The organism is Cupriavidus sp. IDO, from assembly GCF_000812465.1.
Taxonomy (GTDB): Bacteria; Pseudomonadota; Gammaproteobacteria; order Burkholderiales; family Burkholderiaceae; genus Cupriavidus.
Genome location: NZ_JWMA01000199.1, coordinates 49,584 through 64,330, shown reverse-complemented (window position 1 = coordinate 64,330; position 14,747 = coordinate 49,584). Strand labels below are relative to the sequence as shown.

The 14,747-nt window shown below is 66.8% G+C and carries 10 protein-coding genes and 1 pseudogene; 8 read left to right on the top strand and 3 right to left on the bottom strand.

Annotation, left to right across the window (positions count from 1 at the left end):
- Nucleotides 1-25: 25 nt before the first annotated feature.
- Both RM96_RS34925 and RM96_RS34920 read left to right on the top strand, forming a co-directional pair.
- Nucleotides 26-436, top strand: coding sequence for a nuclear transport factor 2 family protein (locus RM96_RS34925; RefSeq protein WP_039016335.1), 411 nt, complete (start codon nucleotides 26-28; stop codon nucleotides 434-436).
- 16 nt (nucleotides 437-452) lie between these two features.
- Nucleotides 453-1,892: an NAD(P)/FAD-dependent oxidoreductase gene (locus tag RM96_RS34920; protein ID WP_039016334.1), complete on the top strand. Its 1,440-nt coding sequence runs from the start codon at nucleotides 453-455 to the stop codon at nucleotides 1,890-1,892.
- A gap of 115 nt (nucleotides 1,893-2,007) precedes the next feature.
- Here RM96_RS34920 and RM96_RS34915 read toward each other — a convergent pair whose 3' ends face one another.
- On the bottom strand, nucleotides 2,008-2,778 hold the full coding sequence (locus tag RM96_RS34915; protein WP_039016333.1) for an SDR family NAD(P)-dependent oxidoreductase: 771 nt from the start codon (nucleotides 2,776-2,778) through the stop codon (nucleotides 2,008-2,010).
- Between the two features lie 545 nt (nucleotides 2,779-3,323).
- Between RM96_RS34915 and RM96_RS34910 the strand changes: the two genes are divergently transcribed.
- From RM96_RS34910 to fusA, 6 genes and pseudogenes are all read left to right on the top strand, one after another.
- Nucleotides 3,324-3,887, top strand: a complete 564-nt coding sequence (locus RM96_RS34910; protein WP_039016422.1) for a (2Fe-2S)-binding protein — start codon at nucleotides 3,324-3,326, stop codon at nucleotides 3,885-3,887.
- Nucleotides 3,884-4,858 (top strand): FAD binding domain-containing protein, encoded by a 975-nt coding sequence (locus RM96_RS34905; RefSeq protein ID WP_039016332.1) that lies wholly within the window; start codon nucleotides 3,884-3,886, stop codon nucleotides 4,856-4,858. Before RM96_RS34910 ends, RM96_RS34905 begins: the two co-directional genes overlap by 4 nt.
- Nucleotides 4,855-6,969 carry a xanthine dehydrogenase family protein molybdopterin-binding subunit gene (locus RM96_RS34900; RefSeq protein ID WP_039016331.1) on the top strand — a complete coding sequence of 705 codons (2,115 nt, stop codon included), beginning with the start codon at nucleotides 4,855-4,857 and terminating at the stop codon, nucleotides 6,967-6,969. Before RM96_RS34905 ends, RM96_RS34900 begins: the two co-directional genes overlap by 4 nt.
- Nucleotides 6,970-7,046: 77 nt before the next feature.
- Nucleotides 7,047-7,976, top strand: a complete 930-nt coding sequence (locus RM96_RS34895) for a LysR family transcriptional regulator (protein WP_039016330.1) — start codon at nucleotides 7,047-7,049, stop codon at nucleotides 7,974-7,976.
- A 417-nt stretch (nucleotides 7,977-8,393) separates the two neighbouring features.
- Nucleotides 8,394-9,274: pseudogene (locus RM96_RS34890) on the top strand (oxidoreductase).
- A 200-nt stretch (nucleotides 9,275-9,474) separates the two neighbouring features.
- Nucleotides 9,475-11,520 carry an elongation factor G gene (fusA, locus tag RM96_RS34885; RefSeq protein WP_039016329.1) on the top strand — a complete coding sequence of 682 codons (2,046 nt, stop codon included), beginning with the start codon at nucleotides 9,475-9,477 and terminating at the stop codon, nucleotides 11,518-11,520.
- A 130-nt stretch (nucleotides 11,521-11,650) separates the two neighbouring features.
- On the opposite strand, the gene paaK is transcribed toward fusA, so the two are convergent.
- Together paaK and paaN are read right to left on the bottom strand one after the other, a co-directional pair.
- Nucleotides 11,651-13,000 carry a phenylacetate--CoA ligase PaaK gene (paaK, locus tag RM96_RS34880; RefSeq protein WP_039016328.1) on the bottom strand — a complete coding sequence of 450 codons (1,350 nt, stop codon included), beginning with the start codon at nucleotides 12,998-13,000 and terminating at the stop codon, nucleotides 11,651-11,653.
- An 80-nt stretch (nucleotides 13,001-13,080) separates the two neighbouring features.
- Nucleotides 13,081-14,745, bottom strand: a complete 1,665-nt coding sequence (paaN, locus tag RM96_RS34875; protein WP_039016327.1) for a phenylacetic acid degradation protein PaaN — start codon at nucleotides 14,743-14,745, stop codon at nucleotides 13,081-13,083.
- Between the last annotated feature and the right edge of the window lie 2 nt (nucleotides 14,746-14,747).

The window sequence follows — 14,747 nt, the reverse complement described above, 5'->3', positions numbered from 1 at the left end:
GCAGACAACACCAAGGAGACCAGACATGCGCGCAAGCAACACCAACCAGGTCGGCACCGACCTCCTGCAGGCCTTCAACGACGCCTGGAACCGCCACGACATCGAAGCGCTGATGAGCTTCATGGCCGATGACTGCGCCTTCCACGGCGTGGCCGGCGGCGAGCTGCTCGGCCGCAGCTTTATCGGCCGCGAAGCCGTGCGCGAAGGCTTCCTGCTGGCCTGGCAGACTTTCCCGGATGCGGCGTGGGTGGACGGCGAGCACTTCGTGGCCGGCGATCGCGGCGTGAGCGAATCCACCTTCCGCGGCACCCGTGCCGACGGCGCGCGCATCGAGGCGCGCATGGTAGACGTGTTCACCTTCCGCGACGGCAAGATCGCGGTGAAGAACGCCTACCGCAAGGACCGGCCTCCCGTCGCTGTAAAGGCTGCTGCCTGAACCCGGGAGACGCGCCATGCAAGCCGTTGCCACACGCAGCATCCTCACCGGTGAACATTCGACGGCGCCGTCGCGCCCGTACGATCCCGCCTACGATCCGCTGCATACCCCTACCCCCGGCCACGGCCGCGAGTACGCGCCGACGTACTGGATCGGCACCGCCGGCGAACCGCCGGCAGACGACGGCCCGATCACGCACGACATCGATGTCGACGTGGCCATCATCGGTTCCGGCTTCACCGGCCTGACCTGCGCGATCTTCCTGGCGCAGGAACACGGCATCAAGGCCACCGTGCTCGAAGCCAACCGCGTCAGCTGGGGCTGCAGCACGCGCAACGGCGGCCAGGCGCAGTGCGCGTCGGGGCGGCTGAAGCGCTCGCAATGGATCCAGCGCTATGGCCTGAACACGGCGCTGCGCCTGCATGAAGAAGTCTGCGCCGGCATGGAGACCTTCAAGAGCCTGATCAAGGACATCGACTGCGATCCGCAGCCCGGCGGGCACCTGTACATCGCCCATCGCGCCAAGGTCATGCCGGCGCTGGAGAAGGAAGCGAAGATCCTGCGCGAAGTCTTCAAGTACGACGCACGCATCCTCGACGCCGATACCGTCAAGCGCGAATACGTCGACGACAAGGAAGCCGCCGGCGCCATGCACGAACCGGAAGGCATCGGCATCCACGCCGGCAAGCTTGCCTTCGGCTACCTGCGCCGCGCCCGCGCGCTCGGCGCGAAAGTCCACCCGTCCAGCCCGGTGACCGGCTGGGAGACGCGCAACGGCGTGCATTACCTGCGCACGCCTGGCGGCATCGTGCGCGCGCGCACGGTGGCGGTAGCGACCGGCGGCTATACGTCGCAGTCGCTGCACGCACAACTGAAGAACCGGCTCTTCCCGATCCTTTCCAACTCCATCGTCACGCGCCCGCTCACGGCGCAGGAGCGTGAGGCGTGCAACTTCCGCACGACGCAGGTCATCACGGATACCCGCATCCTGCGCCATTACTACCGCCTGATGCCCGATGGCCGCCTGCAGATCGGCAGCCGCAGCGCCATCACCGGCAACGACGCCCCGCAGGACCAGTACCGCCAGAAGCTGATTGCCGACATGCACCGCAAATTCCCGGCGCTGCAGGGCATCCAGGTCGACTACTCGTGGTGGGGCTGGGTGGATGTGAGCCATGACATGATGCCCCGCATCTTCCGTCCTGATCCCGCGCAGTCGGTGTTCTATGCACTGGGCTATGGCGGCAACGGCGTCATGTACTCCGCCCAGGCCGGCCGCCGCATGGCCGCGATGGTTGCCGGCAAGAGCCCGGGACCGGACCTGCCGATCTTCCGCTCGGCATTGCCGTTCCCCAATGTGCGCGAGATGGTGGAATCGCAGGCATTCGCGCCGTTCCGCCGGCTTGGCCAGCGGGTCCTCTACCACTGGTATCACCTGAAGGACGACGTGCTGTAGCACGCCGCCGGCAGCCCTGGATATGCCGGTGGTGGTCTCTCCTCTCCCGCTTGCGGGAGAGGGGCAGGGGGAGAGGGCAGGAGCATCTCGACGCGCGGTGCCTGGCCAGCTTCACTCAGAACAGCGTATAGCCGCCGTCGATGACGAAAGTATCGCCGGTGTGGTAGGCCGACGCCGGACTCATCAGGTACACGGCAATGCCGCCGAAGTCGCTGCCTTCGCCCCAGCGGCGCATCGGCACGCGCTTGTGCACCATTTCCTGGAAGGCGTCGTTGGCCTGCGCGGCGCCGGTCATCTCGGTCTTGATCCAGCCCGGCAGGATGGAATGCGCGCGGATGCCGCGGCGGGCGTACTCGACGGCCAGGCCGCGCATCATTGAAATGACGCCGCCCTTGGTGGCGGCGTAGTTCTCGCTGCGCGGCGCGCCCTCGATCGCCGCCACCGAGGCGGTGGCGCACAACACCCCGCCCTCGCCCTGCGCCAGCATCTGCCGCACCGCCGCACGCAGTGTGAAGAAGGCGCCGTCCAGGTTGACCCGCATGGTGCGGCGCCAGAGTTCGGCCGTCATGGCATCGAAGGGGCTCTTGTTGCCGCCCACGCCGGCATTGGCAAAGCAGCCGTCGATCCGCCCCAGCGCCGCCACCATGCGCTGCATTGCAGCATCGACCGCCTGTTCGTCGCCGACGTCGCACACCTCGGTATGCACCTTGCGGCCGTACTGGGCCAGCCGGTCGGCGGCGGCGGCGTTCTTTTGCGCGTTGGTGCCCCAGACCGCGATATCGGCACCGGCCGCGGCCAGCCCCTCGGCAATGCCCAGGCCGATGCCGCCGTTGCCGCCGGTCACCAGCGCCACTTTGCCGCTCAGGTCGAATGGATGCTTTGTCATGTAGTTGTCTCCTCGGGTGGTGGGACATTCTTCACATGCCAGGCGGCGCAAGGCGTCGTCGGAATGGATGAATTTACCGAGGCAGGCAATGAAGGCGCGGTGCGGCGGGAGGCCAGCACATACCCCGCAAGGGCCCACGGCGGTTGTGTCAGGGGAAGGGGCCAGGTCCCCGCTGCGCATGAAAGCCTATGAATTTGCCCCATCGAAGTAAACAGGCCTCCACAATCCGCAAGACCTGACGCGCTCCCTGCCGGCCACCCCTTCTTTCAAACCTATCATCCAAAGCGTCAGCGCAAGAATCGTCCACTGCAGCGCAACGGCGTTCTATTGCGATGGCCGCCGGTGCCTGTAGCGTTTCGACGACTGTGCCACCAGTCCGCGGGCGCTACACACCTTCCGGTTCCGATGCGGGCCAGGGCCAGGCCAGGCTGCAGAGACTTGCAGAATGCGCCACCCTGTCGCTCCCGCACCTGGTGCAGGCCCGAGCGAAGCCCCTGTTCCCAACAGCCCAGGTCCACTGGACCATGCAAAGAGGAATGTCGACCATGTCTGATTCTGTTCGTTCCGAAGGTAGCCAACCACAGCCAGGCGAAGGCGCGCCTGCCGGTTTGCAGGCCGGCACCATTTCCGGCTCAACTCACATACCGCTGCGCCTGACGGTCAACGGCACGCTGCATAGCCTGGATATCGATCCACGCGAATCCCTGCTTGACGTACTGCGCGAGCGCCTGGACCTCACGGGCACAAAGAAGGGGTGCAACCAGGGCGCATGCGGGGCCTGCACGGTGCTGGTGGACGGGCGCCGGATCAACAGCTGCCTGGCGCTGGCAGCCATGTACAACGATACGCACGTGAGCACGATTGAAGGCCAGGGGCCGGCCGACGGCGACTTGCATCCGCTGCAGGCCGCGTTTATCGCGCACGACGGATTTCAATGTGGATTCTGCACGGCAGGCCAGATCATGTCCGGGGTAGCCTGCATCGATGAGGGTCATGCGACTTCGGCCGGCGAAGTGCGCTTCTGGATGAGCGGCAACATCTGCCGTTGCGGGGCCTATCCGGGGATCGTCGCCGCGGTCGCCGAAGTTGGCGGGAGGAAGCTGCCATGATCCCGTTCACACTGCAGAAGGCCGGCTCGGAAGCTGAAGCGCTGGGGGCGGCCGCGGCCGGGGCCCGCTTCATCGCCGGCGGCACCACACTGGTGGACCTGATGCGCGAGCACGTGGAACAGCCCACGCGACTGGTGGACATCAACGCGCTGCCGCTGAGCCATATCCGGGTGGAGGGCGACGAGCTGGTCATCGGCGCGCTGGCCCGCATGTCCGATGTTGCCGCGCATCCCGACGTTTGCCGGCTTCACCCGGTGATCGCCGAGTCGCTGATCGAGGGCGCCTCTCCCCAACTGCGAAACATGGCCAGCATCGGCAACCTCCTCCAACGCGTGCGCTGTCCCTACTTCCGCATGCTCGATGCTGATTGCAACAAGCGGGCGCCCGGCAGCGGCTGCGCGGCCATCGACGGACTGCACGCGGGCAATGCAATTCTTGGGGTCAGCGACCATTGCTCTGCCACGCATCCGTCCGATCTTGCGGTTGCACTTGTCGCGCTGGACGCGGTGGTCCATGTGCGGGGTCCGCATGGCGCTCGCAGCTTTCCCGTGGAAGACCTTTTCCGCCTCCCCGGGACAACGCCTCATCTCGAACACACTTTGCAGGCCGGCGAACTCATCGTCGAAGTACGGGTTCCGCCGCTCTCCTTTGCACGGACCGCCCGCTACCTGAAGGTCCGGGATCGGGCATCGTATGAATTTGCGCTGGTATCGGCCGCGGCGGCCTTTGAAGTCCGAGATGGCGTGATCCAGGCCGCGCGCCTGGCCTGCGGCGGCGTCGGTACCCGGCCGTGGCGAATGCGGGCGGCCGAACTTCTCCTGCAAGGCAGTCCTGCCACGCGCCAGAGCTTCGAGGCAGCTGCGCTCACCACCATTGCGGACGCCTCTCCCCTGCCGGGCAACAGGTACAAGGTCGCGCTGCTGCAACGCACAGTGATACATGCACTCGAACTCGTGGGAGAAGGCAAATGAGCGAAAACCATATCGGCCAGCCGCATGCGCGCATCGACGGCCGTGCCAAGGTCACGGGCAATGCGCGGTATGCCGCTGATTTCAACCAGCCAGGCCAGGCCTACGCGGTGATCGTGGGCGCTTCGATTGGATTGGGACGCGTGCTCGAAGTCGATGACGAAGCGGCTCGGCAACTACCCGGGGTGCTGGCGGTGCTTACCCATGTCAACGCGCCGAAGCTGGCATATGCCCCCCACAAGGGCTTCATCGATCCGGCGCACGGCGAACGTCTCCATGTCCTGCAAGACGACCGCGTGCAGTTCTACGGCCAGCCGGTTGCCCTGGTCGTCGCGGAGACTTTGGACCAGGCCGAGCACGCGGCCGGCCTGCTGCGCATTCGCTATGCAGCGGAAGCGCCGGTCTCCGACCCGCTCGACAAGCGTGCCGAAGCCGTGGTGCCGGAGGCAGGACGCGAGCCAGGTCCCCGTTCGGCAGACCGCGTGCGCGGCGACCCCGAGGCGGCGCTGGCAGCAGCAGCCATCAGGATCGACGCTGGCTACGATGCCGCGCGGGAGAATCACGTTCCGATAGAGCCGAACGCCACGATTGCCGCCTGGTCAGGCGACCGGCTGACGCTCTGGAGCAAGAGCCAGTTCGTTGTCAACGAGCAGGCCGAAATCGCGGCCATACTCGGCATCCCCGCCGAGCATGTCCACGTCATCTGCCCGTTCATCGGCGGGGCCTTTGGCACCAGTCTGCGCACGTGGCCACACGTCACGCTCGCCGCAGTCGCCGCCCGCGAGGTGGGCAGGCCGGTCAAGCTGGTCCTGTCGCGGCGGCAGACTTTCCATCTCGCGGGGCACCGGCCGCGGACCCTGCAACGCGTGGCGCTGTCGGCAACGCCGGACGGCAAGCTGACGGGCATCCTGCACGAGGGCACAGGCGAAACCAGCCGGTATGAGCAGTTTGTCGAGGCGCTCACCTCGGTGACACCGTTTCTCTATGGCTGTCCCAATGTGCGCACCAGCTATCGGCTGGCCCCGCTGGACATCAGCACGCCGACTTATATGCGGGGCCCTGGCGAGGCCACCGGCGTCTTTGCGCTGGAATGCGCCATGGACGAGCTGGCCTATGCGCTGGAGATGGATCCGCTGGAACTTCGCCGCCGGAATGAACCCCGCATGGACGAGGGGCTGCAACTGCCTTTCTCCAGTCGCTCCATGCTGGCTTGCTACGAGCGGGGCGCCAGCGCGTTTGGCTGGTCGCGCCGCACGCACGCGCCGGGCTCGATGCGCGACGGTCGCATGCGCATCGGGTGGGGGATGGCATGTGCCACCTACCCGGCTTTCCACGGTGAGGCCAGCGCGCGCGTTCGCCTGCTTCCCGATGGCACGGCCGAAGTGGAGGCCGCAGCCAGTGACATGGGGCCCGGCACCTACACCTCGATCACGCAGATTGCGGCCGAGACGCTAGGGCTTCCCATGTCCGGCGTGCGCTTCAGGCTTGGCCAGTCGGATTTCCCGCCGACCCCGCCCCACGGCGGATCCATGACGCTGGCGTCGGTCGGATCGGCGGTGCGCTCGGCCTGCCTGGCAGCGCGAGACCAACTCGAGGCGCGCGCCGGCCGCATCGACGGCAGCATTGAAGCAAGCGCTACGGCGAGCCCGGATGCTGAAGCGCGCCAGCGCTTCTCCATGCATGCGTTCGGTGCGGTGTTCGTGGAGGTCGCGATCGACCCGGATGTCGGCACGATCCGTGTCCGCCGGGTGGTGGGCGCCTATGGCGCGGGCCGCATCGTGAATCCGCGGCTCGCAGCCAGCCAATGCACGGGCGGGATGGTCGGCGGCATCGGGATGGCACTGATGGAGCGCACGGCGCTGGATCCGCGCGATGGCCGGCCGGTGAATTCGCACATGGCAGACTACCTTCTACCGGTAAACCTGGACATCGGAACGCTCGAGCCGCATTTCGTCGACGAGGTCGACCCTCATGTCAATCAACTGGGCGTCAAGGGACTGGGTGAGATTGCCCTCGTGGGTGTCGCCCCGGCCGTGGCCAACGCTGTCTTTCACGCAACCGGAAAACGTATACGGGAGTTGCCGATTCGGATCGAGCACCTGATCGAACACTGAGCAGGACGGGCCGCGTTCACCATTGTGTTACTGACCGGCGCTATGATGGCCGCATTCTCAACCTCTGGTTGCCGGTCATGGACAAGGCCCGTGTTCTTACCCTTTTCCTCGGCGTGGTACGCGCCGGCAGCTTCCATCGCGCCGCGGTGGAAGCGGGCGTCACCCCGCAGGCCGTCAGCAAGGCCGTACGCACACTGGAAAGCGACCTCGGCGTGCGCCTGCTGCACCGGACCACCCGCAAGCTCAGCCTGACGAGCGAAGGCGCCCGCCTGTTCGAACTCGCCGCGCCTGGCATGCGCCAGCTCGACGAGGCGCTCGAACAGGTACGCAGCAGCAAGAGCGACGACGACGGCATGATCCGGCTGACCGCGCCGCCTTCGATCGGCAGCCGCGTGCTGATCCCGCTGGTCGGGGGCTTTCGCGAGCAGTACCCGGGCATCACCTTCGACGTGGTGCTGAGCGACCTCTTCACCGACCTCGTTGAAGCGAAGATCGATGTCGGCTTCCGGGCCGGCACCAGCCCCGGCCAGAACCTGGTGGTGCGGCGGCTGTGCGACCTGCCGCTGGTCATCTGCGCGGCGCCTGCCTATCTGGCGCGGTACGGCGAGCCGGCAACCATCGACGAACTGCTGCTGCACCAGTGCACCGGCTTCCGCCGCCCTGCAACGGGGCGCATGGTGCCATGGGAGCTGCAGGTGGACGGCAACCTGGTCTACCAGGAGGTGCCCGCGGTGGCAAGCTTCAATGACGTCGACGCCGAGGTCGAGGCCGTGCGGGCCGGCATGGGCATCGGCCAGCTGTCCGCCTACATGATCCACGCCGACCTGGTCAGCGGGCGGCTGAAGGCGATCCTGACCGGATACAGCAGCAGCAATGTCGGGCTGTACATGTACTACCCGCATCGCAGCCAGATGCCGGTGCGGGTCCGGCGTTTCATCGACTTCGTAGTGGAGGCGGGCCGGGGCGCGGAGCAGTCGCTGTCGCGCCTGGTCGGGCTCGTGCCCTGAGCCGTCCTTCTTGCAGAGCGGACCGCTTCAGGGACCGCCTGTTTGCTCCCCTCTCCCGCCTGCGGGAGAGGGGCCGGGGGTGAGGGCCGGTGCTCGCCGAAGCTACCGTGCCCGGAAAAAACCGTTGGCCCCGCTTGATGTGGTTCCTGGCCAAGCCACCCCTCACCCCGACCCTCTCCCCCTGAGGGGAGAGGGAGAACACTTTTCTCAGGCTAGTCTTTCCTCAATCGAAACGCTGCCGGTTGCAGGCCCGCAGAGGGCGCCGTCCGGCCGTGCCTATCCGCAACTTTCGGTTGTCATTGAAACGCAATTGCTGCGTCTAGATTTGCGAAGCCCGCGCGCCTAAATTTGTCCCCGTGGCCCCCGCCATCAGACGCACCCGAGACAACCCGAGCACCCGCCAAAAGGAGTTTCATCATGTCCGATATCACTACCCCGATCGCCGCCACCTCCACCGCCAAGGTCCGGTTCATCACCGGCGCCTCCCGCGGCTTCGGCCTGGAAATCGCCCGTGCGGCGCTTGCGCGCGGCGATCGCGTGGTCGCCACCGCGCGCCGCCCAGAGACCATCACCGCCACGCTGGGCGAACACGACAACCTGCTTGGCGTGGCGCTGGACGTCACCAGCGAAGCGCAGGCCATTGCCGCCGCCGATGCCGCCGTTGCCCGCTTCGGCCGCATCGACGTGCTGGTCAACAACGCCGGCTACGGCCTGCTTGGCGCAGTGGAGGAAGCTTCCGCGCAGGAGGTCGAGCACCAGTTCGCCACCAATGTCTTCGGCCTGCTCGCCGTGACACGCGCCGTGCTGCCCAGCATGCGACTGCAGCGCAGCGGCCATATCCTCAACATCTCGTCGGTCGGCGGCTATGCGGCCTACCCGGGCTGGGGCGTATACGGCGCCACCAAGTTCGCCGTGGAAGGCCTGACCCCGAAGCGCTGGCTGCGGAACTGGCGCCGCTGGGCATCCGTGCCACCGTGGTCGAACCCGGCTTCTTCCGCACCGATTTCCTCGATGCCAGCTCGCTGGTCCGCGCCGGCACGGAGATCCCGGCCTACGCCGAAACGGTCGGTGCCATGCGCGAGCTGATGTCTTCCGCCAACCACCAGCAACCCGGCGACCCCGCCAGGCTGGCTGCGGCACTGCTGACCCTTGCCGACAGCGACACGCCGCCGGTGCGCCTGCCGCTGGGCTCGGACACGGTGGCACGGATCGGGCAGAAGAACCGCCTGGTGGAAAGCGAACTGGCCGCCTGGCATGCGGTGGCGCTGTCGACCGACCACGACGATCTGCGGAAGTAGTCTGCTGCAGTGCATCAGCAACCGGCCTGTGCGGTCCTCTTCCGTCCCCGCACAACCGGTTGCCCGGCTTCCGGCGCGGCGCCCACGCCACTTCCGGCGCAAATCCGTGCGCCAATGCGCCTTAGTGGATTCCCGCATATGTTGTTCAGGGCGAATATCGCCAATAATGGCCGGACAGCCATTGCCGGACGAGAGCCACCATGCACTACAGTCCCGATGCCATCCGCACCGTCGCCCTGCTCGGGCACGCGGGGTGCGGCAAGACCTCGCTGGTCGAAGCGCTGCTGTATAAGGGGGGTGCGCTGCACAGCCCCGGCAGCATCGAGCGCGGCTCCACAGTCTGCGATTCCGATCCGCTCGAGCGCAAGTACCAGCGCTCACTCAACTCCGCCGTCGCCCACCTGCACTATCGCGACACCCGCATCTATCTGCTCGACACCCCTGGCTACCCGGATTTCTCCGGCCTGGCGATCAGCGCCCTGCCGGCGGTCGAGACCGCCGCCATCGTCATCAATGCGCAGAGCGGCATCGAGATGACCACGCGCCGCGCCATGGCGTGGGCCCAGGCGCGCAAGCTGTGCCGGATGATCATCATCAACGGCATCGACGGCGACAAAATCGACCTGGCCGCGCTGCTGACGGAAATCCAGGAAGCGTTCGGCAAGGAATGCCTGCCGATCAACCTCCCGGCGGGCCGAGGCAGCCAGGTCGTCGACTGCTTCTTCAATCCTGCCGGCGAATCCGATTTCCTGTCGGTGGGCGCTGCCCACGATGCGCTGGTCGACCAGGTGATCGAAATCGATCCCGACCTGATGGAGCTGTATCTAGAACAAGGCCAGGGCATCACGCCGGAACAGCTGCATGCGCCCTTCGAGCGCGCACTGCGCGAAGGCCACCTGGTGCCGATCTGCTTCACCTCGGCAACCAAAGGCACCGGCATTGCGGAGCTGCTCGACGTCTTCGTGCGCCTGCTGCCCAATCCCACCGAAGGCAATCCGCCGCTGTTCTACCGCGAGGCCGGCGAGCAGCGCAAGGAGGTGCGTGCCGAGCCGGTGCCCGACAAGCATGTGCTTGCCCACGTCTTCAAGATCGTGATGGATCCCTACGTCGGCAAGCTGGCCGTGTTCCGCATTCACCAGGGCACGGTCACGCGCGACAGCCAGCTCTACATCGGCGACGGGCGCCAGCCGTTCAAGGTGGCGCACCTGTTCAGGCTGCAGGGCAAGGAGCTCGAAGAAGTGCCGCAGGCCGGGCCGGGCGATATCTGCGCCGTGGCCAAGGTCGACGAGCTCGCCTTCGACGCCGTGCTGCACGATGCCACCGAGGACGGCAACATCCATCTGACCCCGCTGGAGTTCCTCACGCCCATCTACGGCCTGGCGATCGAACCGGCTCGCCGCGGCAACGAGCAGCGCCTGGCCGAGGTGCTGCACAAGCTCAGCGCTGAAGATCCATGCCTGCGCGTGGAGCACCCGGCCGGCACCAATGAGACCGTGGTGTTCGGCCTGGGCGAATTCCACCTGCGCTGTGCGCTGGAGCGGCTGACCGAGCAATACAAGCTGGAGGTGGTCACGCGCCCGCCCAAGATCGCGTATCGCGAGACCATCGGCGGCAAGGCCGAGGGCCACCACCGCCACAAGAAGCAGACCGGCGGCGCCGGGCAGTTCGGCGAGGTGATGCTGCGCGTGGAGCCGCTGTCGCGCGGCGAAGGCTTCGAGTTTGTCGATGCAGTCAAGGGTGGCGCGATCCCGGGGCAGTTCATTCCCGCGGTGGAAAAAGGCATCCGCCAGGTACTGGAGAGCGGCCCGCTGGCGGGCTTCCCGATGCAGGATGTGCGCGTCACCGTATACGATGGCAAGAGCCACCCGGTCGATTCGAAAGAAGTCGCGTTCGCCACCGCCGGGCGCAAGGCGTTCATCGACGCAGTGCTCAAGGCGCGTCCCGGCGTGCTGGAGCCGATCGTCGATATCGAGGTCATGACGCCGGGCACCGCGATGGGCGACATCATCGGCGATCTCTCAGCCAAGCGCGGCCAGGTCCACGGCACCCGCACCGCGGTTGGCAACGCAGTGATCGTCGCCGGGCAGGTGCCGCTGTCAGAGCTCAACGACTACCAGTCACGGCTGAACAGCCTCACCGGCGGCCACGGCAGCTACACCATCCAGTTCAGCCACTACGACAACGTCCCGCCGGCCCAGCAGGAGAAGATGGCGTCTCACCACAAGACGCAGCGGGAGGCTGACTGACGGATCGGGTTCCCGCGGCGTCAGTGCTGGCTTGCACCCGCGGCGCCGATGCCGGTCATCGCGCGCACGAACTGCGCAGCGAAGCGCTGGCGCTCGGCACCCGCCTGCTCCGACTGGTCCAGCACGGACTTCAGATCGCGCCGACCGGCTGCTCGTGCGTCACCTTCGGCCGCATGTCCAGCACGCGCCGGGCCTTGCCGACGGTGGACCGCTCGATGCCTTCGGCGGCCACCACCTGCACGCGCGTGGTGACGCCCACATAGGTCTTGATCTGGTCCTTCAGGTCTCGTTCCAGCGCCGCTTTTTCATCAGCAGAGAGCGAGGACGACCGCTCGGGCCGCGCCTCGACGCGCACTTCCAGCTTGTCCAGATGCCCGTCTCGGGTCACCACCAGCTGGTATTGCGGCGCCAGGGCCGGCGCCTTGAGGATCAGTTCCTCGATCTGGGAGGGGAACACGTTCACGCCACGGATGATCAGCATGTCGTCCGAGCGCCCGGTGATCTTGCCGATGCGGCGCATCGAGCGCGACGTGGGCGGCAGCAGGCGCGTGAGGTCGCGCGTGCGGTAGCGGATCACCGGCAGCGCTTCCTTGGTGAGCGAGGTAAACACCAGCTCGCCCTCGGACCCGTCCGGCAGCACCTCGCCAGTTACCGGATCGATGATCTCGGCGTAGAAATGGTCTTCCCAGATCACCGGGCCGTCCTTGCTCTCGATGCATTCGCAGGCCACGCCCGGGCCCATCACTTCGGACAGGCCATAGATGTCCACCGCGTCGATGCCGGCACGGGCCTCGATCTCGGCGCGCATGGCGTCGGTCCACGGCTCGGCGCCGAAGATGCCGACCTTCAGCGAGCTTTCCGACGGATCCATGCCCTGGCGCTCCATCTCCTCGATCAGGTTCAGCATGTACGACGGCGTGACCATGATGATGTCGGGCTGGAACTCACGGATCAGCTGTACCTGTTTCTCGGTCTGTCCGCCGGACATCGGGATCACGGTGCAGCCGGCCTTCTCTGCTCCGTAGTGCGCGCCCAGGCCGCCGGTGAACAGGCCGTAGCCGTAGCTCACGTGGACCAAATCGCCGGCGCGCCCGCCGGCGGCGCGGATGGAGCGCGCCACCACGCCGGCCCAGGTATCGATGTCCTTCGCCGTATAGCCGACCACGGTCGGCTTGCCGGTGGTGCCGCTCGACGCATGCACGCGCGCCACCTTCTCGCGCGGCACCGCGAACATGCCGAAGGGATAGTTGTCGCGCAGGTCCTGCTTGGTCAGGAACGGGAACTTCGACAGGTCCGACAGCGACTGCAGGTCGTCGGGATGCACCCCGGCCGCATGGAAGGCCTTGCGGTAGTGCGGCACGTTGTCGTAGGCATGGCGCACGCTCCATTTCAGCCGTTCCAGCTGCAGCGCCTGCAGTTCGTCGCGGCTGGCGCGCTCGATCGGCTCCAGCTCGTTGGGGTTGGGGATGCGTTGCACCATTGTCTACTCCATCTCGTTATGATTGCGCCGCAAGCGAGGGGGGGCCGGCGCCGGGGTACTACGACTGCAAGCTAGCTGTGCTAGATATGGGAACGGCTCTGCACCACGCGGAAGCGGTTGGCGACGAATGCCGCATCCGACAGCGAGGCATTGGCCGCAGGGTTGGCGCCGGTGGCATGGAAGTCGCTGAACGCGGCCGACTGGTTGACGAACACACCGCCGGTCAGGTTGAGCGACAGGGCAACACCCGCGTCTTCGGCGGCGTCGCGGATGGCTTCGGTCACGCCGGCATCGGTGGTGTAGGCCGACAGCGTCAGCGCGCCGTGTTCCTTCGCGCCGCGGTGCGCCAGCGCGATGCTGTGCGCGGTGTTGTCGGTGGCAACGATGAACGAGATCGGGCCGAACAGCTCCTGCATGATCTTGCCCTCATCGCTGGCGTCCACCTTCAGCACCAGCGGCGTGCGGATGCGGGCACCGGGGAATTCCGGGTGCTCGAGCACACGGCTGTCGGCAACGATCTCGCCGAGCGTGCGCGCCGATTCAATGCGCTGCACCACGCCGTCGTTCTGGATCGCGCCCAGCAGCTCCACGGCCTTGGCCGCATCGCTGGTGAGCTTGACGACGCCCTCCCCGATCGCCGCTGCGACCTGGTCGAAGCTGAGGTGGCCGTCCGGCGTGTCGATACCGTCCTTCGGCACGTAGATGTTCTGCGGCGCCGTGCACATCTGGCCCGAGTACAGCGACAGCGAGAAGGCGATATTGCGCACCATGCCCTTGAAGTCGCTGGTGGAGTCGATCACGATCTGGTTGACGCCGGCCTTCTCGGTGTAGACCTGCGCCTGGTGCGCGTTGCGCTCCAGCCAGTCGCCGTTGGCGCTGCTGCCGGTGAAGTCGATCAGCCGCACTTCCGGGCGCAGCGCAAGCGTCGACGCCATGCGCTCGGTCGGGTCATTGGCCACCAGCGTGACCAGGTTCGGGTCGAAGCCGGCTTCCTGCAGCACCTCGCGTGCCACCTCGACGGTGATCGCCAGCGGCAGGATGGCACCGGGGTGCGGCTTGACCACCACCGCGTTGCCGGTCGCCAGGCTGGCGAACAGGCCCGGATAGCCGTTCCAGGTCGGGAAGGTGCAGCAACCGATCACCAGGCCGACGCCGCGCGGCACCACGCTATAGCGCTTTTCCATGCGCAGCGGGTCGTTCTTGCCCTGCGGCTTTTCCCAGATGGCCTGCTTCGGGATGCGGCGCAGCTCGTCCCAGGCGTAGGCAACGGCTTCGAGCCCGCGATCCTGCGCGTGCGGGCCACCGGCCTGGAAAGCCATCATGAAGGCCTGGCCGGTGGTGTGCATCACCGCGTAGGCAATCTCGAAGCTGCGGCGGTTCAGGCGCTGCAGGATTTCCAGCGAGACACCGACCCAGGCTTCCGGCCCGGCCTTGCGCCATGCAGGCATGCCTTCGGCAACGCCGGCAAAGAGCTGGTCGAGGTCGGGCTTCGGATAGCTGATGCCCAGCTCGGGGCCATAGGGCGAGACTTCCTTGCCGGCCTGGCCGACGGTGCCCGGCTGCGACAGCGCGAACGGCTTGTTCAGGCGGGCTTCGAAGGCAGCCTTGCCGTCAGCATTGGCAGTTTCGCCGTAGGCCTTCGGGCTCGGCATTTCGGTGAACGGGCTCCAGTAGCCGCGTTCGGCAATGGCTTGGTTGGCTTGTTCCAGCAGCGCCTGGTGGCGCTCGAAAAACGGATGGGACACGG

What these genes read in the sequence shown, in the direction of transcription:
- RM96_RS34925 (WP_039016335.1), top strand. Translation starts at nt 26, where the DNA reads ATGCGCGCAAGCAACACCAACCAGGTCGGCACCGACCTCCTGCAGGCC.
- fusA (WP_039016329.1), top strand. Translation starts at nt 9,475, where the DNA reads ATGCACTACAGTCCCGATGCCATCCGCACCGTCGCCCTGCTCGGGCAC.
- RM96_RS34910 (WP_039016422.1), top strand. Translation starts at nt 3,324, where the DNA reads ATGTCTGATTCTGTTCGTTCCGAAGGTAGCCAACCACAGCCAGGCGAA.
- RM96_RS34915 (WP_039016333.1), bottom strand. Translation starts at nt 2,778, where the DNA reads ATGACAAAGCATCCATTCGACCTGAGCGGCAAAGTGGCGCTGGTGACC.
- RM96_RS34920 (WP_039016334.1), top strand. Translation starts at nt 453, where the DNA reads ATGCAAGCCGTTGCCACACGCAGCATCCTCACCGGTGAACATTCGACG.
- RM96_RS34905 (WP_039016332.1), top strand. Translation starts at nt 3,884, where the DNA reads ATGATCCCGTTCACACTGCAGAAGGCCGGCTCGGAAGCTGAAGCGCTG.
- paaK (WP_039016328.1), bottom strand. Translation starts at nt 13,000, where the DNA reads ATGGTGCAACGCATCCCCAACCCCAACGAGCTGGAGCCGATCGAGCGC.
- RM96_RS34895 (WP_039016330.1), top strand. Translation starts at nt 7,047, where the DNA reads ATGGACAAGGCCCGTGTTCTTACCCTTTTCCTCGGCGTGGTACGCGCC.
- RM96_RS34900 (WP_039016331.1), top strand. Translation starts at nt 4,855, where the DNA reads ATGAGCGAAAACCATATCGGCCAGCCGCATGCGCGCATCGACGGCCGT.